The 26,666-nt window shown below is 44.9% G+C and carries 12 protein-coding genes; 2 read left to right on the top strand and 10 right to left on the bottom strand.

Annotation, left to right across the window (positions count from 1 at the left end; translation table 11 throughout):
• Nucleotides 1-202: 202 nt before the first annotated feature.
• The 6 genes from mnmE to proS all read right to left on the bottom strand — a co-directional run bounded on the left by mnmE (nt 203) and on the right by proS (nt 8,632).
• Nucleotides 203-1,585 carry a tRNA uridine-5-carboxymethylaminomethyl(34) synthesis GTPase MnmE gene (gene mnmE, locus BDE36_RS11360; RefSeq protein WP_141814938.1) on the bottom strand — a complete coding sequence of 461 codons (1,383 nt, stop codon included), beginning with the start codon at nt 1,583-1,585 and terminating at the stop codon, nt 203-205.
• Nucleotides 1,586-1,602: 17 nt separating this feature from the next.
• Nucleotides 1,603-2,499 carry a TIGR02757 family protein gene (locus tag BDE36_RS11355; protein WP_141814937.1) on the bottom strand — a complete coding sequence of 299 codons (897 nt, stop codon included), beginning with the start codon at nt 2,497-2,499 and terminating at the stop codon, nt 1,603-1,605.
• Between the two features lie 95 nt (nt 2,500-2,594).
• On the bottom strand, nt 2,595-3,737 hold the full coding sequence (locus tag BDE36_RS11350; RefSeq protein WP_141814936.1) for a cystathionine gamma-synthase: 1,143 nt from the start codon (nt 3,735-3,737) through the stop codon (nt 2,595-2,597).
• Between the two features lie 98 nt (nt 3,738-3,835).
• Nucleotides 3,836-5,725 (bottom strand): tetratricopeptide repeat-containing sensor histidine kinase, encoded by a 1,890-nt coding sequence (locus BDE36_RS11345; protein ID WP_161987599.1) that lies wholly within the window; start codon nt 5,723-5,725, stop codon nt 3,836-3,838.
• Between the two features lie 153 nt (nt 5,726-5,878).
• Nucleotides 5,879-6,934, bottom strand: coding sequence for an AI-2E family transporter (locus BDE36_RS11340; protein ID WP_141814934.1), 1,056 nt, complete (start codon nt 6,932-6,934; stop codon nt 5,879-5,881).
• A gap of 225 nt (nt 6,935-7,159) precedes the next feature.
• Nucleotides 7,160-8,632, bottom strand: coding sequence for a proline--tRNA ligase (gene proS, locus BDE36_RS11335; protein WP_141814933.1), 1,473 nt, complete (start codon nt 8,630-8,632; stop codon nt 7,160-7,162).
• A 164-nt stretch (nt 8,633-8,796) separates the two neighbouring features.
• Here proS and BDE36_RS11330 point away from each other — a divergent pair, with 164 nt between their 5' ends.
• Together BDE36_RS11330 and BDE36_RS11325 are read left to right on the top strand one after the other, a co-directional pair.
• On the top strand, nt 8,797-9,705 hold the full coding sequence (locus BDE36_RS11330; RefSeq protein ID WP_141814932.1) for a hypothetical protein: 909 nt from the start codon (nt 8,797-8,799) through the stop codon (nt 9,703-9,705).
• Between the two features lie 27 nt (nt 9,706-9,732).
• Nucleotides 9,733-11,241, top strand: a complete 1,509-nt coding sequence (locus BDE36_RS11325; protein WP_141814931.1) for an OmpP1/FadL family transporter — start codon at nt 9,733-9,735, stop codon at nt 11,239-11,241.
• A 66-nt stretch (nt 11,242-11,307) separates the two neighbouring features.
• Here the strand turns inward: BDE36_RS11325 and BDE36_RS11320 are convergent, their stop codons facing one another.
• The 4 genes from BDE36_RS11320 to BDE36_RS11305 all read right to left on the bottom strand — a co-directional run bounded on the left by BDE36_RS11320 (nt 11,308) and on the right by BDE36_RS11305 (nt 26,473).
• Entirely contained in the window at nt 11,308-17,607 is a 6,300-nt protein-coding gene (locus BDE36_RS11320) for an alpha-2-macroglobulin family protein (RefSeq protein ID WP_141814930.1), read from the bottom strand.
• 66 nt (nt 17,608-17,673) lie between these two features.
• Nucleotides 17,674-19,512: a UbiD family decarboxylase gene (locus BDE36_RS11315; RefSeq protein WP_141814929.1), complete on the bottom strand. Its 1,839-nt coding sequence runs from the start codon at nt 19,510-19,512 to the stop codon at nt 17,674-17,676.
• 53 nt (nt 19,513-19,565) lie between these two features.
• A complete protein-coding gene (locus BDE36_RS11310; protein ID WP_141814928.1) occupies nt 19,566-22,103 on the bottom strand; it encodes a family 20 glycosylhydrolase in 2,538 nt (845 codons plus the stop codon).
• An 89-nt stretch (nt 22,104-22,192) separates the two neighbouring features.
• Nucleotides 22,193-26,473: a hybrid sensor histidine kinase/response regulator transcription factor gene (locus tag BDE36_RS11305; RefSeq protein ID WP_141814927.1), complete on the bottom strand. Its 4,281-nt coding sequence runs from the start codon at nt 26,471-26,473 to the stop codon at nt 22,193-22,195.
• Nucleotides 26,474-26,666 lie beyond the last annotated feature (193 nt).

Genomic DNA, 26,666 nt, shown 5'->3' with positions numbered 1-26,666 from the left:
TTTAAGGCTTTCTAAGACCAATAAACTCACCCGTTTGTCCCTCGTTTAAAAAAAATCAATTTGGGGGACAAATGAGGGACAAATCTAAACGAAATGATCGTAAAAAAACGCAGGGCGAGTTTACGCAAAAGGGCTGTAAATCATTGATTACAGCCCTTTTGCGTAAATAAAGTATAGGTATATTTCTATATATTACGGGTGGTTATTTTCCGATACAGAACTTCGAAAATATATTCTCCAGCAAGTCATCTGTTGTTACGGTGCCGGTGATCTCTCCGAGATAGTATAGGGCCTGCTTTATATCCATGGCAAGGAAATCGGATGTCACCGGATCCTCAATACCGGCGAGGACGCGGTTCAGCGCTTCTTCGGTGTGCCTGAGGGCTTCTACGTGGCGGATATTGGTTACCATCACGTCGTCGGTATTGATGTGATGCAGGTTTACTTTTTCCAGGATTTCGTCCTTCAGCTCTTCGATGCCCTGCTTGTCTCGTGCAGATATATAGTTTAAGGGCAGGCTGCTTAACTCCTGCTTTTGCTGGTTACTCACCAGGTCGGTTTTATTCATTACGGCTACGGCGCGCATGCCGAGGCTTGCGGCTTCGTCCAGCTGATGCTGTATTTCGCCGGAGCTCTGCGAGGGGTCGAACAGGTAGATGATCAGCTTCGCCTGTTTCATCTTCTCCCGGGTGCGCTCCACTCCTTTTGCTTCAATAATGTCTTCTGTATGGCGGATGCCTGCTGTGTCGATAAAGCGAAAGAGGATTCCATGGATGGAGATCTCGTCTTCGATGGTGTCGCGCGTGGTTCCGGCAATGTCGGATACGATGGCGCGCTCTTCATTTAACAGGGCGTTCAGCAGGGTGGATTTTCCTACGTTTGGCTTCCCGGCGATCACTACGGGCACACCGTTCTTCAGCACGTTGCCCTGCTCAAATGATTTTATTAAGCGTGACAGCACACTGTTTATCTTGTACACCAGCGCTCGTAACTGCTCGCGGTTGGCAAATTCTACATCCTCCTCTGAGAAATCGAGCTCGAGCTCGATCAGCGAAGCAAAGTGGATGAGCTGCTCTCTGAGCTGCCGGAGTTCGCCTGAAAAGCCTCCCCTCATCTGCTGCATGGCTACCTGGTGTGAGGCCTGCGAGTTGGACGCAATGAGGTCGGCGACGGCTTCGGCCTGCGACAGGTCCATACCTCCGTTCATGAATGCCCTCAGCGTAAACTCGCCGGGCTTTGCTGCCCTGGCGCCTCCACGGATGAGGAGCCTGATGAGGTTTTCGATGATGTATTTGGAGCCGTGTGTGGATATCTCTACCACATTCTCTTTTGTGTAGGAATGAGGTGCTACGAAAAGGGACACCAGTACTTCGTCGATGATGGTTTCGCCGTCGCGGATAGTTCCGAAGTGAACGGTATGCGACGACTGCTTCGCCAGGTCCTTACCCCTGAATACCTTATCGGTAATGGCTATGGCTTGCGGCCCCGACAGGCGGATGACGGCTATGGCGCCACTTCCGGCGGGTGTTGCCAGCGCTACAATGGTATCGGCAGTGTCTTTGGCTAAGTGGTGAGAATTAGTCATTATGTATGGTTCTTATCTTAAAACTTCTCTTCGATGCCCAGGCCGAAGAGTGCGAAGTCGTATTTTACGGGGTCGCGCGGATCAAACTCACGGAGCCGGGCGGTGAGCTCTACGACGGTGAGCCAGTCGGTTTGCTTCCTGCTGATAAGTTTCAGCTTGCGCGCTACGCGGTCGACATGCAGGTCGCAGGGGCACATGAGCTGCGAGGGACTGATGCGGCTCCACAGTCCAAAGTCTACGCCCCGGTGGTCTTTACGGACCATCCAGCGCAGAAACATATTGAGTCGTTTGCAGGTCGACTTCTGCGAGGGCGAACTGATATGCTTGATGGTGCGCGAAGGGAAGTCCTGCAGGCTGAAAAAGTACGTCCTGAAATGGTTCAGCATAGTCTCTACCCGGTGGTCGTCGGGCTGTAGTTCACTGAGGTAACAGGGTGGCGACGAAAAGCTCTCGCCGGTGTATGGCCCCTGAACCTGGTCCATGAACTCTTCCCGCAATACTTCATTATGGAACAAGCCGGTCCGCGAAGGCAAAAAAGCGTCTTCCAATGAATCGTACTGGCTGTAATGCTGCTTAAGGAAGCTTACGAAGTACAGCAGGTCGGTGTCATTGAACGTGCGGTGTTTGAATCCGAGCAGGGACTTTAAATCGGTTTCCTGGTGGTGTAAGATATACTCATACGGACGGCCATCCATTCGCTCGATAAGCTCACTGCACTTGCTGATAATCGTTTTGCGCTGTCCCCAGGCAAGGATGGCCGCAAAGAATCCCATGATCTCTATGTCCTGTACCGCAGTAAAGCGATGTGGGATCACCACCGGGTCGTTCTCTATAAATTCCGGCCGGTTGTACTGATCTACCTTTGCATCCAGGAAATCCTTCAGTTCATTATTCTCAAAAAAAGAAAAACTCATTTCACCCATATTCCTTGCTTCTGATAAAAAACCTAATCAACAGTTATACTCTGCAACAATGTACAGCTTTGAACTTACAACCGGCAACATACAACCTATAGCTTCAGCGCTGTTTCCAGGTCTTCTAACAGGTCGTCAATGTCTTCTACTCCTACACTTAGCCGCAACAGGTTATCGGTCACCCCGGCCTGCTCACGTGTCTCCTTTGGAATGGAGGCATGTGTCATGGTGGCCGGGTGATTGATCAGGGATTCTACTCCGCCAAGGGATTCAGCCAGTGAAAACACTTTAAAGGAAGAAGCCACCTTGAAGGTTTTTTCCAATCCGGCGTCTTTCACGGTGAAGGAAATCATCCCGCCGAAATCGCGCATCTGCTTTTTGGCAACCTCGTGATTGGGGTGGTCTTCAAACCCCGGCCAGTATACTTTGCCCACCTGCGGATGTGTTTTAAGGAACTGAGCGATACGGCGACCGTTTTCGCAGTGTGCTTTCATCCGGAGATGAAGGGTTTTGATCCCTCTCAACACCAGGAAGCTGTCCATCGGACCGGGAGTAGCGCCGCAGGAGTTATAGATAAACCAGAGCCGCTTATACAGGTCTTCATCATCGAGCATCAGGGCACCCATCACTACGTCGGAGTGGCCGCCCAGGTATTTCGTCACCGAGTGCATTACGATATCGGCACCCAGATCTTTGGGGTTCTGGAGATAGGGTGAAGCAAACGTATTGTCTACAGCCAGCAGCACCTTATTGGCTTTCGCGATGGCAGCAACGGCTGCTATATCGATGATCTGCATGGTTGGATTGGTGGGTGTTTCAATCCAGATAAGTTTGGTATTATCGTTTATATAGTCCTGAACCCGATGGGGATCGGAGAGGTCGACAAAGTGAAACTTAATGCCGTATTGTGCGAATATCTTCGTAAAGATGCGGTAAGAACCTCCGTAAAGGTCGTTTCCGGTTATCACTTCGTCGCCGGCTCTCAGCAGCTTCATCACCGCATCCGTTGCGGCCATTCCACTCGAGAAAGCTAGTCCGTATGTGGTATTTTCCAAAGCGGCGAGGCAACTTTCAAGGGCTCTACGCGTGGGGTTCGTTCCTCTCGAATACTCGAATCCCTGGTGCTCGCCAGGCGACTTCTGCCAATACGTAGACGTTTGATAGATCGGCGTCATCACGGCTCCGGTTGAGGGGTCGGGTTCCTGGCCGGCATGTATTGCTTTGGTTGCAAATTTCATTTTATATCCTGTTAATTGAACAAAAATATAAATACCGGGGGGAAGATAGGGTAGAAAGCGCGTTTTATTGCGATTTATTACTATAACATTACGGTACGCTATTCATCATGGTCATAATCCTCGTTTAATACGTAGTCGAGTTTCTTCTGGAAGGAAACAATAAATTCAGATCCTTCGCCATGGCTGCTTCGAACTTCAAGGTTCCCCCCGTTGGCTCCGGTGAACTCCTTTACGAGTACCAGTCCAAGTCCTGTACCAGTCTCGCTGTTGGTTCCGTAGGTGGAAATGCTCTTGCCTACTGCCGTAAAAAGACGCTCTATCTTTTCTTCGGTTATGCCTACGCCGGTGTCTTTAACGTGAAGCTTGTAATATAGTTCATCTTCGTCAAAGAAAAGACGCACCAATCCACCTGTATTGGTGAACTTAATGGCATTTCCTACCAGGTTCTGAATAATAACTTTCACCTGGTCTGGATCGGCATTTACCCATACCGGCAGTTTTTGTTCGTTGATCAGACTGATGCCTTTATTCCTGGCAACAATCTCGTATACGTCTAACAGCTCGTGGCTTATAGCTGAGAGATCTATAAGCGAGCGGTTCGCTTTGATACCTTTTTGCTGACTGGCTGCCCAGTACAGCATGTTATTGAGCATATTATATACCGAGGTAATTTCGCGGTAGAATCCCTCTACGATGATCTTCTGCTCGCCCGGTGAGAAACACTCGTCGCAAAGCAGCTCAGAAGCCTGCTGCACGGATGCGAGAGGAGCCCGCAAATCGTGACTCAGGATATAGAAAAGCTGGTCTTTGGTATAGTTGAGCCGTGACAGCTCTTTATTCTGTTGTTCAATCTTATCTTTCTGCAGCTCTATATCTTTATTCTTTTTGTTTAGCCGCAGGTTTAAGAGTTTTTGTTTCCGGTTGCTGCGGATAATGTATGCAATGAATACAACAATGAACAGTGCAGCTACGCCGATCAATATGAATATCAGCTCGTTAAGCTTAATTTCCTGATTCTTTAGTTTATTATCACGCACCAGTTGTTGGTTCTCTGCCATCTTTCGCTTCAGGTTCAGGTAATTGATTTCCTTTTCCTTCGCTTCGCTCATCAAACTGTCGTCGTAACGTTTGTTTAACCTCGAAAAATAATAAGCATTTCGGAAGTCTCCTGTTTTGGCATAAGCTTCAGAAAGCACTTTACTGGCTTCAGATGCGTCCCATTTCACGTTCATCTTGTTCGCCATATAAAGCCCGGTGGTTGCATGCCGGATGGCTGCCTTATACTGCTCTTGCTGATAATAGACTTTCGCGAGGCCGATATTTGCAAAAGAGCGCTCCCAGTTATTTTTTGTAATCTTAATAACCTCCTCATAGTAATCAATCGCCTCTGTATAGTTTCCGGCGTTGAAATAGGTGTGTCCAATTCTATTGAAGGCCATATCACGCATATTGGCGTTGCTGGTTTCGAGTGCAAAACCAACAGCTTTCCTTAAATAGAACAAGGCGGAGTCGGGTTTTGAGGTCTCGTCAAAGCAAATACCCAGGTTAATATAGTTTGCCGCCAGAGAGGACCGGTTTTTAAAACGCTGGTTCAGCTGAGCTGCTTTCCTGAATTCGGGGATGGCATCATGGTACTTGGTCTGTCCAAGGAGTACCAATCCCATGTTATTGATGGCATCGGCTACGATTATGTTACTGTTTTCTCCGGCACTCAGTAATAGCACACGCGAACTGGCTTCCATCGAAAGGTTGTACTCCCCTTTTATATAGTATACCTTGGCAATGCTGTTGAGCGCCTTTTTTTCGGATTCAACCGAGTTCTGGGCTTTCGAGAGGTCCAGCGCTACCCTGGCGTACATCAGTGAGCTGTCGGGATAGGTATACCGGTAGTGGTCTGCTATCTTCAGTACCAGTGGAATGTTCCCGCTTTTTTGCCTGTAATCCTTATCGGCTCTGGCCTTATCCCATTTTTTTAATAATGAGGCCATGGTTTGGGAATATCCGTAAGAGCACAGAAAAGACAGGGGTAGCAGGATACAAAATATTCTACGTAATTTTCCGCTGAGAGACATTAATATAGCGCCGGATAGTTTCCGGTAAAAATATATATTTAATAGCAAATATCAACTATATACCGGCGCCTACGACTGATTATTCTGAAGTTTCTTTACATATAATTCGTCTACCGTTACTATGATGACAGCGAGCAGGGGCGTCGCCAGGATTATGCCGAGGCCGCCGGTAAGTGTACCAAACAAAACCTGACTGATAATAATCATCGCCGGAGGTATTTTGATCATTGCGTTCTGCACCATCGGAGTGACAATATTGCTTTCTACAGCCTGGATGAGGAGATACAGTGCTACAATAATGAGTGTGGTATTAACGCTCACAGTTAAGCCGATGAGTACTGCCGGAATCATAGCGATCAGCGGGCCGAAGTTAGGGATAAAGTTAAGCAGTCCGGCCATCACCGCCAGCGCCAGTCCCATTGGCACCCCAATGATCGTCAGTCCGGTAAGGGTTAAAATACTGATAAAGAACATGGCTATCAGCATGCCTTTCAGCCACCCTTTCAGTGTGTAGCTGATGCGGTCCATCAGTCGTTTAGCTGTTGCTTTTCCCGCGGGAGGAATGAGCTTGATGATCCCGTCTTTATACAGGTTTGGATTGGCGGTGAAAAAGACGCCGATAAAGAAGGTAATGTAAAAATCGCCCACGATACCAAAACTGGTGCGAAAGATCTGCTGAAAGGAAGTCATAAGCTTCTGGCTGTTGTTGCCAGAAATGTAATAGATTATTTTCCTGCCTAAAGAGCTTTGCTTCAATTTGTCTTCTGCGGTTTTAACGAGATCAGGCAGTTCTTTCGACATATCTCCCACTTGTTCTGAGATCTTCGCCCCCAGAAACCAGAACAGCATTCCGGCGACAATAAAAGAGAGAGACACAGAGAGCATCACACACCAGCGTCGCCTCCAGCGGGTGCGTGTCTCAATGATGTCGGCTACGCCGTGAAAATACGTAGCAATCAGAGAGCCTGCAAAAACCATTAAAAGAACGTTAAATGCGGCTTTCAATATAAAAATAAGGATAACCAGCAACGCAATGATGCCGAGCGTTATCCATACTTTTTGGGTATAAACTTTGAGGTTCTTACCCCCTGAAGAGTGTTCGTGCTTTGAGTTGTTTTCGTCCATATGAGTAATATATCCAAAAGCAAACAGCAGGCATAATTGTTTTAGGCGGGTTGCGGATTGGTCGAGAGTTGAAAGTTGAGAGTTGAAGGTTGAGAGTTAATTGCTGATTACTGAAAGTGGTTATTGATGGGTGAATTATGGGTTATGTCCGTTTTCAACATTCATAACCCATAACCCATAATTCATAATCCAACTCACACCTGCAACCTGCAACCCTCACCCCTACTAGTACGCTCTTGCGAACAGCACTCTCTGAACAGACGGCTTTCCTGTAAGGATGCAGACACCATCTTCTTTGGGATTGTCTATTGGAATACAGCGGATCGTCGCTTTGGTTTCCTCCTTGATCCTTTGCTCCGTCTCGGGGGTGCCGTCCCAGTGTGCCGATACGAAGCCCGCTTTCTCGTCGAGCACTTTTTTAAACTCATCGTAGGTATCTGCGCGTGTGATATTTTCTTCCCTGAATTTCAGAGCTTTTTGATAGATATCCTTCTGGATTTGTTCAAGAAGCTGTTCGATATGATCTGCCAGATTCTCGCTGCTAATGGTCTGTTTTTCCTTTGTATCACGGCGCGCGATTTCCACTGTTCCGTTTTCAAGGTCTCTTGCTCCCAGCGCAATTCTCACAGGAACACCCTTCAGTTCGTATTCAGCAAATTTAAAACCAGGACGCTGTGTGTCGCGGTCGTCATACTTAACCGATATATTCCTGGCTTTAAGCTCTTTTACGAGGCCATCTACTTTCCCGGTAATACGGTTCAGGTCTTCCTCACTTTTATATATCGGAATGATCACCACCTGTATCGGAGCCAGTTTTGGAGGCAGCACCAATCCGGCGTCGTCAGAGTGAGCCATAATAAGGGCGCCCATTAAACGGGTAGAAACACCCCATGAAGTAGCCCATACGTGGTCAAGCTTCCCTTCCTTACTGGTGAATTTCACATCAAATGCTTTGGCAAAGTTCTGGCCAAGGAAATGTGACGTACCCGCCTGAAGCGCTTTACCATCCTGCATGAGCGCTTCAATACAATAAGTTTCAATAGCTCCGGCAAACCGCTCGTTGGGTGTTTTGGTGCCTTTCACCACAGGTACTGCCATCCAGTTCTCAGCAAAGTCGGCATATACATGCAGCATACGTTCTGCTTCTGTTATTGCTTCTTCAGCCGTGGCATGAGCTGTGTGGCCTTCCTGCCAAAGGAATTCGGCAGTACGAAGGAACAGTCGCGTGCGCATCTCCCAGCGCACTACGTTGGCCCACTGGTTTACAAGTATAGGCAGGTCGCGGTACGACTGGATCCAGCCGCGGTAGGTATTCCAGATGATGGTTTCGGAGGTAGGTCTTACTATCAGTTCCTCTTCCAGTTTGGCATCTTCGTCGACGATAATATTTCCGTTTCCATCATTCTTCAAGCGGTAATGCGTTACTACTGCACATTCTTTAGCAAAGCCTTCAACGTGAGAAGCTTCTTTAGAGAAAAATGACTTCGGTATGAACAAGGGGAAATAGGCGTTGGAGTGGCCGGTATCTTTAAACATTTTGTCGAGCGCAGCCTGCATTTTCTCCCATATAGAGTATCCGTAAGGCTTAATTACCATACATCCTCTCACCGCAGAATGCTCTGCCAGGTCGGCTTTTGTAACAAGTTCATTATACCACTGCGAATAATCGTCATTTCTGCTTGTAATACCCTTACTCATAATAATTTTTAAAGTTTTTTTTCGTAATTTTAACACAAATATTCAGATAGCAAAGTTATAAAACTAACCGGGCTATAAAACAGTAAATGATGCAACCTTTTCCCCGGAAGTTGCGTCTAATAAGAAAGAGACAGGGATTGATTGGAGAATTAACACACACGGCAATGAAAAGATTATTATTACCGGCCCTTGCATCAGTAAGCTTACTGCTTGGGGCCTGCTCTACCAACCGTTTGGCACAGGTGAGCACCAATGATGATGTATATTATTCTCAGGCCAAAGCAAAAGAGGTAGAGTATCCTCAGAAAAATGAGCAAAGCTACCGTACGAACGAACAGCTATATGGCGGGGGAGATTATGCAGACGATAATGTAGACTATGATTACGATTACGGGTACGCTTCAAGACTGAACAGGTTCTATTATGCGTCGCCGTGGAGAACCTATTACGACAGTTGGTACAGCTACAGCTACGATCCCTGGTACAGCTACCGTTATGACCCGTGGTTCTACGGCTCAGGACTGTCGCTTTCATTCGGATTTGGTTACCCCTATTATACAAACTATTACAGCCCCTGGGGTTATTATGGCTACGGCAACCCTTACTATGGTAATTACTGGGGCCCGGTTTCTTATTACGGCGGATACCCCTATGGATACGGATACGGCGGTGGATATTACGGCGGAGGAATAGCTAGCGGCAGAAACAACAGGTCCAGGCCGAATATGGGTACAGGTAATCCCAATTATGGAAAAGACAGAAGTGGCGCCAGACCAGCTGACCGTAGTTACGGCAGTGGCAGAGGGTCTGTATCGAGACCGGAAGGATATTCGACACGGCCGACTACGGATGGCAGAACATCTTCAGGTACCACACAAAGACCCAGACCTTCAGTAGACAGAACGAATACAAATTCAAGGCCAGCCAGGGCTGAAACACCTACAAGAGAAGCTTACCCTAGCTCTACTCCTTCCACCTCCAGCAGTTCAAGAGGAAGCAGTAGCGGTAGCACCAGCAGTGGAAGCGGAGGTAGTTCAAGCACTCCTTCCAGAGGCAGTCGCGGGGGCAGGTAACTTGATATTTTCGATAAAAAATTGAATATGAAATTTAACTATGCACTTGTAGTGATCATAGCATGTATGGTCACTCAAAATATATACGCGCAGTATAATCAGGATGCTCTGCGGTTCTCGAGATTCGACAGAGGATCAACAAGCCGGATTAAGGGAATCGGAAACGCATCAACAGCAATAGGCGGAGATTTAAGTTCCATTAGTACTAATCCCGCCGGTCTTGGTTTTTTCAACGGCTCAGAGTTCAGTTTTACGCCTGAATATAATTTTTCTGATATTTCATCCACTTACTTTAATCAAAAGGAAAGCGATAAAAAAAAGCAATTAAACTTCAATAATGCCTCTGTTGTATTTCACTCATCACAGAGGGTACCAAAAGGTGCAGATCCAACCAAAGGCTTGTTGAGTGTAAATTTTGGGCTATCATGGAACCGAACGAATAATTTTTATGATAATATTTATTATGCGGGTTTCAATCCCAATAATTCAATCGCAGACATGTTTGCAGAAAGGGCATACGATGATGGTCCCACTATTGATGCCTTGAAAAAAGCAGCCAGTCCTCTCGGATTTTGGGGATATGAACATTTCCTTGTAGATACGATTGGCCATGATGCATCTGGATTACTTTACGATCCGGTAACACATCTAAATTCCTCACAATCCATGACTCAGGTCACCACGGGAGGTCAAAACGAATTTAATCTCGCTGTAGGAGCAAATTACAGCAATAAGCTTTATGTTGGAATGAGCCTTGCCTTTACTAATTTAAAGTATAACTCTACTTCTACATTTGCTGAAGAGGGTAATGCAGATTTTGTAGATGCAAACAACGTACAGGGAGTGAGGGGATACAAAACGTTTTTTGATAACCATCAGACGACAAACGGAAACGGATTTAACTTAAAACTCGGTTTCATCTATAAGCCTCTTGAGTCTGTTCAGTTCGGAGCTTCCTTTACAAGTCCAACATGGTATTCTGTAGAAGACAACACAACATTAGGACTTGAAACATTTTACACGAACGGAGATAAATATCCGATAGGAAATCAGGATGAAGACGAGTCATTTGAACAAAACTATAATCTAAGAACCCCTTTAAAAGTAAGCGGCGGACTGGCTGTATTTATCGAGAAAAAAGGATTCATAACAGCCGATTTAGAATACGTTGATTATGCAGGTATGCATATGAGCGGTTATGATGGCGCAGCTCAGGACAATAAAAACATAAAGGAGTTGTACCAATCTACCGTAAATGCCCGCATCGGTGCGGAAGGACGGGTAAGTCCTAATGTGTATTTAAGAGCTGGCTATGGCTACCTTGGAAATCCTGAAAAAGGAATAGGGGGCGCTACTACAAATATCAGCGGTGGTATTGGATACAGGATTAGTAATTTCTTTGTTGATGCAACATACACTAATGTTTCAAGAAAACAGAACGTTTACCCGTATGAGGTTTATGGAAGCATGAGTCCCGAAGCTGAGCTCAAAAGGTCTTACAACAATGCTTACCTTACTGTAGGTTTCCGTTTTTAGAACGTGTTAATTTTTCTCAATAAAAAGCCGGCTCCTGTTAAGGGTTCCGGCTTTTTATTATTTATCCTATCTGAATTCTATTTTCTTTCCGCTTGTGTGGGCTCCGAACTCAGGCGCATACATACTCTGGATACTGCAAATACCGCAATTAAATGTTCCTGCCTGCGTTACCCAAAGGCCATACTCCAGCACATATTTACCCTTCGGCAGACGACTAATAAAGAAATTGGAAGAAGCGTCTTTATGCACCTGATAATAGTATAACCCGTCCTGCGTTTCGAAGCCCGATAAACCCTTCGCCACTTCAGCACCTGAAGGTCTAAGATCTTTTAAGTGGACATATTCAAAATCTTCTTCAGCGTTAACGTAAAGCATTACTTTTATTAAATCTCCCTTAACCGGAATGTGTTTATCATCAATTTCATACAAGCGCTTATCATGTCCCAGGTCTTTTACAAGAAAGTATTTTCGTTCAATAGAAAGACCGGAAGAAAATGGCTTTATCTTATTTATATTTTCGAGGTACTGCCAGTACACCGCCCCTATTCCAGTCGCTTTGCCGGTGTTCTTAATCTTTATTTCAGCAAGTTTAGGAGAAATCTCTTCCGCCCCCCATGAAGCTCTTACATAACCCGTTCCATGACCATAAACTTCAGGCTGCATTAATGAGGTTAACTGTCTGTCGCCTGCTTTGATCTCCGGAAGATCGCTGCCAGGCAACTCACCTTCACGCCCTGTAAACAATGCCGAGCAGGCTGCAACTGTAGCTTTTGTAGTTCTCCAATCCGACAAATGCTTATTCCCTAATAACCATGTTTTCATTTCGGCAACAGCACTCGTATCATCAGTACATTCAGAAAATAATTGTATGAGTAACGACTGTGTCTCTGCAGGGGATTGATACCAAAAATGACCTGGCTTATTCCGGGGCCAGTACATTCCTGACTCTTCAGACCGCACTCCTGTTTCTTTTAAAGAAGCGACGATTTGGTTGGTAAAAGCAGGATCATTAAACCTAAAGGCAGTTAAAGCGATCATAGCCTGTTCATAAATACTCCTTCTTGTCCATTCAGCCTTAACCCCGGCAATATAAGCGGCAAAAGCACCTACAAGCTCGCCTGTAATTTCTTTCTTCCCATAATAACTTTTCGCATACCACCCTTGTATTGTTAAGGGAGACAAAGGTCCACCAGAAGTTTTATAATCGGAGATAAGCCGCTGATCGAGATATTTTATCGCTTTTTTTGAAATCGCGACAAGTCTGGGATCTGCCGCGGCGGATAATTGCAGAATTGCCCCTATACCCGCCGTAACATATTGGGTAATATATCTGTCGCCTGCAGTCCCGCCCGGGATCCACGGAAATGATCCGTCATTGATCTGAATCCGGGAAAGCTCCTTTAGGTATTCATCTCTCTCGTAATTCATCCTGTTGAAATCGGCAAGCAAAGTAAGGTTCTTTTTCTGCTCACTTTGTGATTGAATCTCATTTAACCAGGGTGTCTCTTCTATAAAAGCTGAATTTACTTTCCTGTTTTTCAATGCCTCATTAAACACTTCCTTTGACGAATGCCTTTCAAGGTTTGAAAGTATCATTTTCATCTCAGGATACTTGTTCAGCATGTATGACGCCAGGGTGTTTGCGTAATAGCTACCGAATGTTTGCTCAGTGGTAACAGAAGGGCTGCCTAGGAAAGTTGACAAGGACTGGATCACCGTCCACAACTGATTAGACGTATATTCAAGTAAAAGACTTTTGCTTCTTAATGATGCGGATTGCTTTTTTAGAAGTGGCTCGAAGGTGAATGACCGGCTTTGCCCTGATGGAACCACCAGAGGCAAGCTTTCTGTAACGAGTTGGGCGTTGCTCAGGACAGGAACAAAAGTCTCCTCTCCGTCTGAGCAGCTGGGCGTTATTGCATTTATTCTGCAGGTAATACCTGATAATCCCCTTGGTATTAAAAAAGTAAAGGGAACAACCTCGTTTGAATCCGGGGTTATTTCAAACTGCTTACTAGGCATTGGAGAGCGGGAAATAACCGGTAAGAGGGCTTTGGTATCCGGGTTAAATAACTGAAGTTCCGCAGTACCCCTAAGCGTTTTTCCTGAATAATTTGTAATTCTTGCCGTTATGGTCACAGAATCATCTTCCCTGAAGAAGCGTGGCAAATTAGACACAATCATCAATTCTTTTTGAGTAACCAATTCCTTTTCTAAATATCCGGAAGCTAAATTCCTGGTATGGGCAAAAATCTTCAATTTCCACCTTGTCAGGGATTCGGGTACCGTAAACTCTATTGATGCCTCTCCTTTCTGGTTTGTCTTTAAATGTGGGTAAAAGAAAGCGGTTTCATTAAAATTTCTCCTAAAATTGACGACTTGCTTTTTTTCAGGCAAAAAAGGAGGTAAAGCCGGAAAGGCTTCCATGCTTGCAAAATCATGAACAGTGTAATCTTCCTCCATTTCAACCCGGGAACTGCGTTTCCACTGTTTACTTAAAACCCTGGATACTGGCGAGTCTTCGCTCCCCGGGAGCTTTTCAATCCGTCGTTTGTCTGCTTCAGCGTTTAGATCACTTCGGTTTTTTCTAAGATTTACTACTACGGGAAGGCCCTCTTTTACTTTTACAGATTGAGATATGTATCCTAAAAAGCTTATGTCCAAGGTAACATCAGAAGGGACCCTAATCTTAAAATAACCATATTGATTGGTAGATACACTAATGTTGCTGCCCCTTATTTTAACAAGCGCCCACTCTTGAGGATTACCTTCGAGAAGCACGCGCCCGGAAATATTAAAACCCTTTTTAAAAGAGTTCAAAGCATTGTAGTATTCAGTCTGGTGAAAAACCGAATCCATCTTGTCAACAGCGGAAGACTGAGGTGTATAAACCGATACTTTTTCCAGATCGATATAGCCAGGAGGCACGTCTTCGTAAATATTCCTTTTGAACTTTAGAGGATAGGAGTTAACAGGCCTTTGTGTGAAGTAACTATCCCAACTGAAATAGTTATAATATTCCTGCCTTCGAATAACGGGAAGTGACCATGTATCTTTTCTATTCAGTTGATCAATTGACATATCGTACATTGCTGCAAGCAGTTCAGCTTCGACCGGTTCACCATCTTTTCCTGTAACTTTTAATCTCCAATGTTCTCTGCCTCCCGGTGTCAATTTTTCATTAAATGCAGAAAGGGAGATATTAAGTTGCTTATCTGGAAGACGTTGATCAATGTTCTGTGAATATTGATATACTCTGTTATCGTGGAATGACAAAAATTGGAGACGAAGATCCCGACCAGTGTTACCAGCAACGCTAATCGGTGTTTGTTTTTTTCCGGATTGAAGCCATTGAGCTGACAAAAGCTTGTTTCCGTTGTACATCTCCTTCAATATCATTCCCCGTTCTCCGAAGCCTGTAAAGAACAATGCGTCTTCTTCCTTGCTTGCTGTATTTCTGAATGCTACAGTCCAAAACCGTTGTCCGGCAGGCATATCGGCCTGCTGGCTTAGAAGTGTAGTATAGTATTCGGCCGATGTGGTATCTCCATTGACATTTCGGGCTAAGAACCTGATTAAATAATATCCCGAAGAGATATTTTCCAGCTTGCTGAATACGGCAAAAGCTGGTTGATCTTCTGTTATGCTAATACTGTCCTTAAAAAGCATTTTTTTGACCTTTTGGTCATTTTGATCGTCCCTGTAGGAGTAAGACGGGAAAGCCCTCTCAAACTCATCCTTTTTCATAAGGGGCAGATCCGGCGTACTCCAGAACCTCCTGCGAAAGATCTTTTCGGGACCTTTGACCTGATATAGTTCGGCAGTTATCTTCCCCGCCTGTGGACGGCCATTTAAAGTACTTAAGCTAACTGGGATCTTTATCCTCTCTGTCACAGAAATAAGCTGATCGACCAAAGCAGCTACTCTTATTGCACGATCTCCTATTGTAACAGAAACAAGCGATGACCTAGTTTCTCCGTCGGGCGATGTTGCCGTTACGGTAATATTATAAGTATAAACAGCGCCTGGATATGCCTCCTGCTTATCAATTTTAGCCCGGAAGGGAATGGTAAACTCTCCTTCATTGTTACTTCGCACTGAGTCTGTTGTGATTGTGACTAAATTGAATGAAGGCCTTCCGTTTCTTATGCCCCCATACCTGTGATAGTCGCCCCAGGTATTACTCCTCTCAATCTTGTAACTTATCCTGGCATTAGAAATTCCATACGATGCATATGCTTGTACATGCCCTCTTACAGTTACCGAATCGTTAAACCTGTATATTTTTTCAACAGGAGAAAACTTCACAGAATAAGTCGGCCGTTTATATTCTTCTACTCTAAACCACGAAACGCCATGTCCTGTTGAAATATTATAGGGTCCGTTAGTAGTGACCTCAGGGAGAATAAAAGCCCCACTAAAAGAGCCGAACTCGTTAGTAATGATATTATCCAGCTTATCGACAACTCCATTATTAGCGTCCCGCAACTCTATCTGCAACGTCTTTTGAGAAACCAGAGCTGAAGTATCTCCGGAACGTGCCATTTCTATTCCCCTAAAATAAACAATCTGTCCCGGCCTGTAAACTTTCCGGTCGGTAAACAATGCAGAAAGAAATTCGGTTTGAGGATTGGCAAGCTCGTGGGGATTCGACTGATAAAAATGCAACTCTCTCTTAACAAGGGTATCTCTATTCCTGACAATCTGTATTCCATAGTTTCCTTTTTCGCCTGCAAAATAAACTTTCCCTAGTTTATCTGTTAGTGCGGACGAAAATGTTCCTGATTTTCGTGAGGAAGCACCGGCACTATCCAAACTGACAATCACGGAAGCGAGCGGGTGTCCCTTCTTTCTGTCGGCTACCAGTATTTCCCATTTTTCGTTTCCGGTGAATCTGGTTGTAAAAGCAAGGTTTGATACAATAAGCGGCGCACATTGAATAAGGGCAGAGTCGGGAGAGTCGGCGTCACGACATACCATAAGATAGGCGCCGGGCTTAAAGGGGCCAATTTTTAATTCAGTTCGATGCTCTTTGTAATCTTCCGGGCCGGGAAGCCCGATGTTCTTATGTTGCACAAGCTGACTTTTTTCAACTACTTCAGCAATCCGCTTTCTATTCAAACGTCTATCCCCCGTACGCGTAACAGAATCATAATCACCGAAGCTGATTTTATATAAGCTTAACAGAACAGCTTTAACATTCCGGTAAGAAACTGAAGCGAGCAAATTCTCATCTGGTAAATTAAACTCTTCTACAGCACAAGAAAGATCTTTACGGAGAACTTCTGCCAAAAGTTTATCGGCCAGTCTGGCAGACCTCGAACCGGGATACCTCGCTGAAGCTAATCTGGCGAATTCAAGTGCAAGACCAAGGCTATCCTTATAACGGTATTCAATGGCAAGGCTGTACAATGCATCCGCAGCCACCACACCTGACTTATCTGAAAATGCAATGTGCTTAAGCGTTTTCAGGTATAAGATATCTTTTTCCTTCAGACTTGTATTGTATTTCAAACACTCCATCCGTCTCATATTCAGGTGTGCAGCAGCAATGGTGCGGCCATTTGTAAGATGTAATCTTTCCGCCTGCTGTAACAGTTTGAAACCTGTATAAAAAGCCGATAAGGTATCGTTCGACGAAATAGCTATAGTTCCAAACACGTTACTTGCAGCAAACAAGCGAGGATCATCAAGCGAAAAGGAAGATCGCGGCGATGAAGCCTGGTAGTCCAAGAAGAAATCGAGTGCACGGTGAAGAAGTATATCGTATAAGGTTGGCCTGACTTCAAGTCTCGTAGTGTCGCCTGCGAGTACATTGTTAAAGATATTAACAGGAGTATTTAGCAATAGCTCTCTTTGAGATAAGGATTCTTTGAACCATTTTGAAGCTGTGTCAGCGATACTTCTGAGACCCCATGTCGCTATATCCTTCTGAACTTTATCAACATGGCTTCTTGACCTGATCCTGTATCGGTTAACCTGGTAATATCTCCAGTACGTCTGGGCGAGAACAGACTGAAGTACCGGTTTTAGAGGAAACTCCGACTCCTTTATGTCGGAGTTCAACGAATCAATCACAGGCATTACTGCGTCCTGATCCAGATAATTTTGAAAGGCTACCCGAAATAATACAGCCTTTATTTGCCACGCTGGTTGTTTCTGCCGTTTGCCAAGCTGCTCCAGCTCTTTTGCCTTTTTTAATGCTGATCGTATCAGGCCGACATTGGCCAGGGAATCAATTTTAAAAACAAGATCTTCATATAAGAAAGTACGCTGTGCCCTGGCCGGAGTGTTGATACACCATGTCGCAATCAGACAAAGCAGGAACGATTTAAAAAAAGTTAGCCTAAAGGAATAGTGAGGCATGGTCGAAGGTTTATTTTTAAGATAATATTACGGACAAAAATCCATAAATTTTCTTAAATAAACTTCTTAAATAATACCATGCAACGACCCGCCCCTTTCTCCTAAACGGTCTACCCTTTTTTCCACCTCCGGATCTTTAATCAGTTCGGGCGCATGATGAGGCTTTTTGCGGGCATCTATAATAAGCGGTCCCCGGCATCCCCAGTGTTTATGCTCTGTAAAGCTGTTGATTCCATAAATGTCGTTGGCCGGATTGCTGCGCGTAAACGTGATCCAAACCAGGTTATTAACTGAGGCAGCGGTAAAGGAAGCATCGTCGCATAAGACAATCAGCGCCAACCCTTTTAAATCGACCGACCTGAGATGTTCGTTCAAAACGGCTATAGCTTTTTCTGTCTCTGCTTCGTTTATGTACGCAGGCGCCTTAAGTGTAAGAACGCCCGGGATCGCCAGTCTGAAATCACTAAAGAGGTTCGGAATGGTAAATGATGAAGGAACTTCCTTCCATAACTCCCTCCTCTTTTCTCCGGCCGCTGCCAACACTACCTTAGACCCTGAATTCAGAGCACCTCCTGTGTAATCCAGCGTATCAATAGTAGTATTGGTATGAAAATGCAGGTCCCTTGCAAAATCAATTCTTTCGAGGACGTGGGTAAGGAATCGTTCTATATCATGCGTATGCAGTGTTGGATTATCTTCCTTCGCCGAGATGAAAAGGTATTTTGCCAGACTAAGCTGGTTTTTTCCAAGGATATGATTGGCAATGGTGAGGATCTCCTGGGGTGTACGCTCTTTGAGGTAAGGCGTATACCTCTCACTTCCGATAGCAAAAAGCAGGGGGTGCACACCTGCAGCATCTACGGCATTTACCTCATGTAGCCCGGGGATTTCCTTTGGCAGTGCCGATCCGGTAATTTCATGAATGAGGGCGCCGAAGCTTGTATCCTCCTGGGGAGGCCGGCCTACAACGGTGAATGACCAGATTGGATTTTTCCGGTGATATACGTTATGCACCTTCATCAATGGAAATGGATGTGCAAGACTATAATATCCGAGGTGATCGCCGAAGGGACCTTCCGGCTTGTTTTCATGGGGATATACTGTCCCCGTGATTACAAAATCGGCGTCTGAAGAAATGCAGAAGCCCTCTTCATCGTAGAAATAACGAAACCTTCGGTTTCCAAGCGCTCCTGCAAACGTCATTTCAGAAAGTCCTTCCGGCAGCGGCATTACGGCCGAGAGCGGATGTGAAGGGGGGCCTCCTACAAAAATACTGACTTTAAGTGGTTGTCCCTTGGCATTTGCCTTCGTTTGATGTACTCCTATTCCCCGGTGAAGCTGATAATGTAAGCCTATTTCTTTATCCCGTATATACTCATTCCCTCCAAGCTGTATCCGGTACATCCCGAGATTGGCGTTCATAATGCCTGGTTTATCGGCATCTTCCGTGTATACCTGTGGCATGGTCACGAAAGGCCCGCCGTCCATCGGCCAGTTCACTATCTGTGGAAGATCGCTGATCTTCGTCCTCCCGAAGTTTATTGGTGCATTCCGGCGTCCTTTGAGGGGTAAAGCTGACAGCGCTGTCACGGCAACGTTCAGATATCCGAAGGGATTCTTAACAGCCTTCACGGGATCCGTTTTCAGATCGACCAGCACCTTTATCTTCTCAAGCGTATCACGAAAGATAAACTTCGACCGCTCCAGCGTGCCAAAAATATTGGATACTGCCGGAAAACGACTACCCTTTATATTCTCGAAATAAAGAGCAGGCCCCTCATGTTCAAAAACACGAAGATGTATGGCTGCCATCTCAAGATACGGATCTACTTCTTCCCTGATCCTGATTAAATGACCGTTTCTTTCAAGATCGGCTACACATGCTTCTAAACTTTGATATCCCATGAGAGCTCAAAGGTAAAAGGTAAAAGCTGAAAGCTAAAGCCGAGGGGCTAAATTTATTTGTTTATAATTTTAACCGTATTGCCCGATCGTCCTGCAGCATTAAACGCTTTAAACAGGATGGTTCCTTTTGACGAAACACCATCTTTGTATAGCGGACTACCGGCATTAGGTTCTGTACCGTCGATAGTATAACGAATAGTAAGTTTGGGCGACTCTGCATTTGCCAAAACTCTACCGTTCTTTAGGATCACTCCCGGTGCGGGAATACGGTAAGAAAAGCCTCTGTGGTAATAATCCAGCCGGGGCAACTCCCGATCCCAAAGATTTGTAAGGAAATCAGACCACGCTAAACGGTACAACTTTTCGCTCACTGCCGGATCGGGATCTGTAGCCCATGCCGGATCAGCCGCCCAGGCCCTTTCCGCCAGGCTTAACAGCTTAGGCAAGAGCATATATTCAAGGCGCTGCGGCGTTGTAATGGTCTCGCTCCATAGAGCAGCCTGGAGACCAATAATATTCGCTCGTCCTGCTTCAGTTAACCGCTCTTTCTCTTCAAATACAGAAGGGTCTACCGGATTGCCGAGGTCATCTTCTTTGAAGTTGCGAAAGTAATTGTATGGAATAAAGTAAAATGGCTTTTCAGCGCCAACATACCCTCCCCAGTACATTCCGGGCTCTTTAAAACTTTGATCGCTGGCGAAATCAAAGTACATGTTGGTAACATTAGACAATACTACCTTGTATCCTGCATTAGCCAGACGATACGCGAGATCTTCGGCCCCGGTGCCAATGAGGTTATTCCATACGTCGGTTCTGAAATTGTACTTCACCATGGACGTATCTACTACCATTCGTTTTTTACCGCCCTCGGTTACCTTCCTGAGACCGATTTCTTCCCAGCCTGACATCTGCAGATTATAACTGCTTAGGATGGAGTTTACCCTTGTAAAGAAGTACTTCCAAAGGTCTTCCGGGCCTTTAACCGATTTATCCGTGGAAGTGAGCTTTGATACGGCGCCGGAGTTTTCCCATACACCTGCCGGCACTTCATCACCACCCATGTGGATCGTAACGAGGGGAGCTCCTGCCTCTTTATACATTCTGACGAACTCTCCAATTACCTTCTCCATAAAAGTATACACAGAAGGAAGTGCCACGTTGATCACATTGTCGTTCCATCCTTGTACCGACTTGTACACTGATTTGTCTGATAAATCGGTTAACAAATATTTCTCAGCTTCTGCTTTAAAGCCAGTCTTCATGAGCCTCCTGTATCTTGCTTCCATTGCTTTTATGGCAGCACGGGCATGGCCGGGGGTTTCAATTTCGGGGATCACCTGAATATGCCGTTCATTTGCATACTTCAATATTTCGATAAAATCTTCTCTGGAATAGAAGCCACTTCCGGGAAGTTTATTAATATCGGCTCCTGAACCGTGCGACGGAGGTAAATAATCACTGCTGTTCGTTCTATGCCCCCGGACTGCCCCTACCTGCGTAAGTTCGGGAAGGTCTTTTACTTCTACCCTCCAGCCCTCATCGTCTATCAAGTGAAAGTGAAGAATATTCAGCTTATAGAGAGCCATGAGGTCAATTACTTTCAGCACCTGTTGCTTCGTTTGGAAATTGCGGGCTACATCCAGCATGATGGCGCGGTGTCCAAACCGGGGGGCGTCCTCTGCTGCTACAGCCGGAACATCGAGCGACGAATGTTTTCCTTTCCAGCTATCGGGAGGTAGCAGCGTTTTCAAAGACTGAATCCCGTAAAATATACCGGTGGATGAGGAGGCAGAAATAACCACCCTTTCTTTATCTATCTCCAGCTTATATGCGTCTGCGGCCATAGGCATTTTTTTCAAAACGATGGCAGGACCGCTTCCCGAAGGGAGTACCGGCGACTTCAGGCCAAATAAGGTTAAAAGGTCGGACGCCAGCAGCGTCGCTTCATTATGGAAGGCGGGATCGCTTATAATGCCAACACCACCCTTCATTTTATAGGTAAAGCCCTTCTCGCTATACTTGAGCGGTGTAGGGAAAATCTTTACTGAAGACAGGGAACGGTTACTTAAAACGATTTCATTTTGTTCAAATATCTGTTGGGAGATCTGCTGTTCTTCTGGGATAAGGGATGTAAAACCAGGGTCTGTATTCTTTATCGGGTATCCCTTTGACGGGTTTTTATCCCACACCAGATAAAAACCTGCCGGAAAGTCTGAAACATTCTTTAGAAACTGCTGATATATATCTATAGACATCTGCTTTCCGGGAAGAAGGGGTATAAATTTCTTTCCGGGATGCAGGCGGTACAGATCGCCATTGATATGACTGACCTGGTAGAACGAGGTGTCGCCCTCTTCGATCTTAGGATCTTTTATTGAATTAAAATAAATTGCCCAACCAGCAGCGGGCAATGCCTCACTCCCCGTGTTACGGAGGACAAAGGTGCAAACCGGTTTCACCATACCGGCTTTTTTAACTTGCATTTTATAAGCAAAATCGCTCTTTCGGGACTGTGAAAAACAAACCGTGCCACTGCTTACCAGTAAAAGTATAACAAGAGCGGCTCTTTTTAAGGATAAGATATCGTTCATCTTTCAAAACTAGCATCACAGCAATCGATTCTGTTTCCAATAATCCTGAATATATGTAAACCAGTCCGTCCCGAAGTCTTTATCTGTGATCAGGGCTTTACTGCACTCCGCAGGTTTAAAACATACTCTTTGGGAGTAACGCCGTATTGCTTAATGAAACTCTTGGAAAAATAGGAAGGAGTATTAAATCCAACCTCGTAAGAAACCTGATTAATATTCAGCTTCCCTTCCTGCAGGAGCTTCAAGGCCTTCTTTAAACGTATCGACTTAATGAAGTCGTGTACCCCTTGTCCCGTCAGCGACTTAAATTTAGCATAAAGGACTGTTCGGCTCATTGAAGTTAACTCACAGATTTTACGGTGATCGAGATCTGGTTCTGAGAGGTGTTCTTCTACATAATTCACAATCTTGTCGAGAAACTCACGGTCAAGAGTACTAAATGGCAAATCCTTAGGATAAATATCATCTGACTGGGCGAATCTGATTCGGATTTTTTCACGGGTCCTGATGAAATTACAGATTACCGTCATGAGGATGTTCCTGTTAACTGGTTTGGGAAGATAGGCGTCGGCTCCAGCTTCATATCCCGAAAGCTGACTCTCTTCGTTGGTTTGACTGGTAAGCAGTATTACAGGAATATGACTAGTGGAGGGGCTACCCTTTATACTGCTACATAGCTGAAGTCCGTTCATTACAGGCATCAGCATATCTGAGATAATGACATCAGGCTGGGTGGTCGTGGCAATACGAATTCCCTCTTCGCCGTTCGCTGCTTCGCATACCTCAAAGGAATCTGAAAGAAGGAGCCTGAGATAGGCTCTTATCTCACTGTTGTCATCCACAACAAGTACTTTTCTTCCGTTAATTTCCGCGCCGGACATATCAGTCGGCTCATTAGCTGTGGCCACCAGGCCCGGGCCACCCTCTGCCGGCACTTTATCAAGATGCGCCTCAACCGGCCATGAAGCTTTAGGTAAACTTATAATAAACGTCGTCCCTTGTCCCTCACAGCTCTCCACTTCGATCGAACCTTCATTTGCTTCAATAAATTCTTTCGTTACAACAAGACCAAGGCCAGTCCCCTTTTCTCCCGCCGTTCCCACAGAGAGGTCCTGATTTTTAATATCAAACAGCCTACTGATCTGCCCGCTGGTCATTCCAACTCCCGTATCTTTAAAAGTCAGGAGGATAGCATTATGCTGTTCAGAAGAATCAACCTTTATCTCTCCGTATGCAGCTGTAAACTTAATACTGTTACCGATTATATTTCTTACAGCCGTATCAATCATCTGTCTGTCAGCATAGATAGTGTGAGCAGGGTCGATGTGGGTAGTGAAACGGATGCTTTTACTTTTCATCTGCTGTTCCATCAGAGAATATGCGTTTACAACCAGTTCGTACACATTCACATCCGAGGGCTTCCTGGTTATCGTCTTGTTCTGAGTGCGGGCCCAGTCGAGCAGATTAATCAATAGATTATAAACAGAGCTTGAACTTTTGTTAATGTCGTTAACATAAGCATATACTTCCTGTTCTGTAAGCTTTGGAAGTTTCTGTTTTAGCAAATCGGAAATACCGGAAAGTGCTGCCACCGGGTTTTTCAAGTCATGCGCAAGGATCGAAAAAAAACGGTCTTTTGTGTTATTGCTCATCTCGAGCTCCAGGACTGTTTTTTCCAGCTCGTGATTCTGGTAAACAATATGCTCCTGTTGCCGCAGGATCTTGTCGGATTTTTGCATGATCTCCCTGTTGTATTCTTCTAATTTTTCATTCTGATGTTTAATTTTCTCGTTACTCCGAAGAAGGTCGCTGTTGATTTCTTTTAGCTGTAAAGTACGCTTTGAAACTTCCGTTTCAAGCTGCCGGTTCCTTTGCCGTATAGATGAAAGCCGCTGATAAAATACAAGCAAAACAATGGCACCGACGCCCAGCACAAAAAGCGACCTGAACCACCAGGTCTTCCAGAAAGGCGGGGTTATAACTAAGCGCAGTGAGGCCTTTCTATCCGACCATTTTCCATCACTAGTAAGCGTTTTTATCTCCAGCAGGTACTCCCCCGGATCAAGATTGGTATATGTAATATTATTCTTTGTACCTATGTAATGCCATTGCTTGTCGAACCCGCCAAGTTTGTATGCATACTGTTTTTTTTGTTTGTCTGCATAGTTTAGAGATGCAAATTCAAACGTAACGACCGATTGCTTATACGACAAGACGATCTGTTTTACGGTATTTATGTTTTCGCTGACAGACACCCCGTTTGCTCCTTTCTCTCCTATAGGCACATCCTTGTTGAAAACCTGGAAGCCGGTGAATAAAAGGGGCGGGTCGTAAGGATATTCTTTAATATTTGCAGGGTTAAACTCATTAAAGCCACGGGTGCCTCCAAAGTACATCAAACCGTTACCGCTGAAGCATCTTGCAGCTTTAAATTCATTACCCTGCAAACCATCGGCAATCGTGAAAGTCTTAAATGCCCCGTTTTCCATATTCAGCCTGGAGAAACCGTCGGCAGTACTAATCCACAGCCGGCCGTGCGAATCCCCCTGCAATGCAGTTACAATATCGTTTGACAGGCCATCCTTTGTAAAATATGACTTCACAGCCCCGGTTGCAGGATTTAACCTGTTTAGTCCGTAGTTTGTTCCCAGCCATATAAAGCCTTTTTTATCTTCCCATATCGAATTTACACTATTGTTACTGAGGCTATTCACGCCATCTACATGCTTGTATACTTTAAACCTACCGGTAGCCGGATTCATAATATTGAGTCCTCCTCCATCGGTACCTATCAATAGATTCCCTTTACTGTCTTCCGATATGGTAAGTATATAATTGTTACTCAGACTGAACCGGCTTCTCAAGTCATTCTGGTAATGAATAAACGCATCTTTCGAAAAATCGTACCGGTTCAATCCACCGCCATAGGTGCCTACCCACATCTGATTGCGGCTGTCTTTATAGATATAAAAGACATAGTTGTTGCTTAAGCTCCCCGCCTGAGACGGATTATGGCGGTAGTGCTTATATCGATTTTTTACAGGGTCGAAAACGGTCATTCCTTCACCCCATGTTCCGATCCACATCGAATGCCGGGCGTCCTCAGACACAGAAGGTATGTAGTCGCCGGCAATGCTATTGGCGTTGTTTGGAATATGCCTGTAATTCGTAAACCGCCGGTTTCTTCTATCGAACCGGTCTACTCCGCCCCCATCTGTACCGATCCACAAATAGCCCTTGGAATCTTCGTAAATACAATCCACTATATTATTGCTCAGGCTGTTTGTGCCTTCCTGATGCCTGTAATGACTAAACTTTCCGGCATCTGTACTGACGAAATTTACACCCCCGTTTAGGGTTCCTATCCAAATGTTCCCCTTAATGTCTTTTATTACAGAGTTGATAGTCCTGCTCGAAATACTGGTATTATCGTTGTCGTTGTTTGGAAAATAAATACAGGAGTTACGCGAGGGATTAAATACCACCAGACCTTTGTTTTCAGTTCCTATCCAGAGATTGCCGTTATTGTCCTCGGCGATGGCAAGCAATACATTATAGTCGGAAGTACGGGGCCCTAACGCAATTCTCCTAAAAGTCTGCGTTTGACGATCGAATAGATTAAGACCGCCACCATAAGTACCAATCCAAAGGTTCTTTTTTCTATCTTCGAATACAAATTTGATCTTGTTATTGGAAAGAGACAACGCATTGCCTGGTTCATGCATAAACCGCTTAAATCTGCGGTTTTTTTTTGTGTACAGGTTGAGCCCGTTGGTCGTCCCTACCCAGATAGTTCCTTGAGAATCCTCATATATCGAGGTTATATTATTACTGCTGAGCGAATGGACGTCGTGTTTTGAACTGGCAAAATGAGTAAAACGCTGCTCCCTCCTGTCATACAGATCTAGTCCTTCTGAATCATTGCCCATCCATACATTGTTATCTCCATCTATGCTGATGCACTCGACAAAGTCGCTGGAAATGCCACCGGCACCCGATTTCCGTTTCCTGAAATGACGAAAGTTTCCGGATTTAGGATCAAACACGTTTACACCACCTTCCCATGTTGCGATCCATAATTTGCCATCGCGATCCTCGGTGATTGCCTTGATATCGTTCGAACTTAAGCTATTCCCATTCTCAAGATCCTTCTTATAGACCACAAATTTATAACCGTCATACTTGTTCAAACCATCTCTGGTGCCAAACCACAAGAATCCTTTACTATCCTGAAACACGTGTCTTACCGTACTTTGCGATAAACCCTCATCAAAGCCAATGCGAACAAACCGCGTATTATTTGTTTGAGAAAAAGCAGTAACGGAACAGAATAGTATTATAAGAAAGAGACCTAAGCAACGAAATTTCATATTTCTTTTCTTAATCCAGCCGAAAAAGCTAATATAACCTATTTACAGCCTTTACAATTTATAAAACGGGATTTTAAAGTTACTCTTTTCAAAGATAGCAGTGCTAAATTACCTTTACCACCGTAAAAGAAATTCTTTTTATTGAATATAAGTACCAACGGGACAGAATTACTACAAATCGGGACTATAGGAA

Origin of the sequence: Arcticibacter tournemirensis, from assembly GCF_006716645.1 — a bacterium.
Classification (GTDB): Bacteria; Bacteroidota; Bacteroidia; order Sphingobacteriales; family Sphingobacteriaceae; genus Arcticibacter; species Arcticibacter tournemirensis.
The sequence above is the reverse complement of the archived record's forward strand: the minus strand, read 5'-3'. Positions and strand labels throughout refer to the sequence as shown.

Excerpts from the sequence above, each read along its gene's own strand:
- BDE36_RS11310 (WP_141814928.1), bottom strand. The coding sequence starts at position 22,103 with ATGAACGATATCTTATCCTTAAAAAGAGCCGCTCTTGTTATACTTTTA.
- BDE36_RS11345 (WP_161987599.1), bottom strand. The coding sequence starts at position 5,725 with ATGGCCTCATTATTAAAAAAATGGGATAAGGCCAGAGCCGATAAGGAT.
- BDE36_RS11350 (WP_141814936.1), bottom strand. The coding sequence starts at position 3,737 with ATGAAATTTGCAACCAAAGCAATACATGCCGGCCAGGAACCCGACCCC.
- BDE36_RS11330 (WP_141814932.1), top strand. The coding sequence starts at position 8,797 with ATGAAAAGATTATTATTACCGGCCCTTGCATCAGTAAGCTTACTGCTT.
- BDE36_RS11355 (WP_141814937.1), bottom strand. The coding sequence starts at position 2,499 with ATGAGTTTTTCTTTTTTTGAGAATAATGAACTGAAGGATTTCCTGGAT.
- proS (WP_141814933.1), bottom strand. The coding sequence starts at position 8,632 with ATGAGTAAGGGTATTACAAGCAGAAATGACGATTATTCGCAGTGGTAT.
- BDE36_RS11315 (WP_141814929.1), bottom strand. The coding sequence starts at position 19,512 with ATGGGATATCAAAGTTTAGAAGCATGTGTAGCCGATCTTGAAAGAAAC.
- BDE36_RS11320 (WP_141814930.1), bottom strand. The coding sequence starts at position 17,607 with ATGCCTCACTATTCCTTTAGGCTAACTTTTTTTAAATCGTTCCTGCTT.
- BDE36_RS11305 (WP_141814927.1), bottom strand. The coding sequence starts at position 26,473 with ATGAAATTTCGTTGCTTAGGTCTCTTTCTTATAATACTATTCTGTTCC.
- BDE36_RS11340 (WP_141814934.1), bottom strand. The coding sequence starts at position 6,934 with ATGGACGAAAACAACTCAAAGCACGAACACTCTTCAGGGGGTAAGAAC.
- BDE36_RS11325 (WP_141814931.1), top strand. The coding sequence starts at position 9,733 with ATGAAATTTAACTATGCACTTGTAGTGATCATAGCATGTATGGTCACT.
- mnmE (WP_141814938.1), bottom strand. The coding sequence starts at position 1,585 with ATGACTAATTCTCACCACTTAGCCAAAGACACTGCCGATACCATTGTA.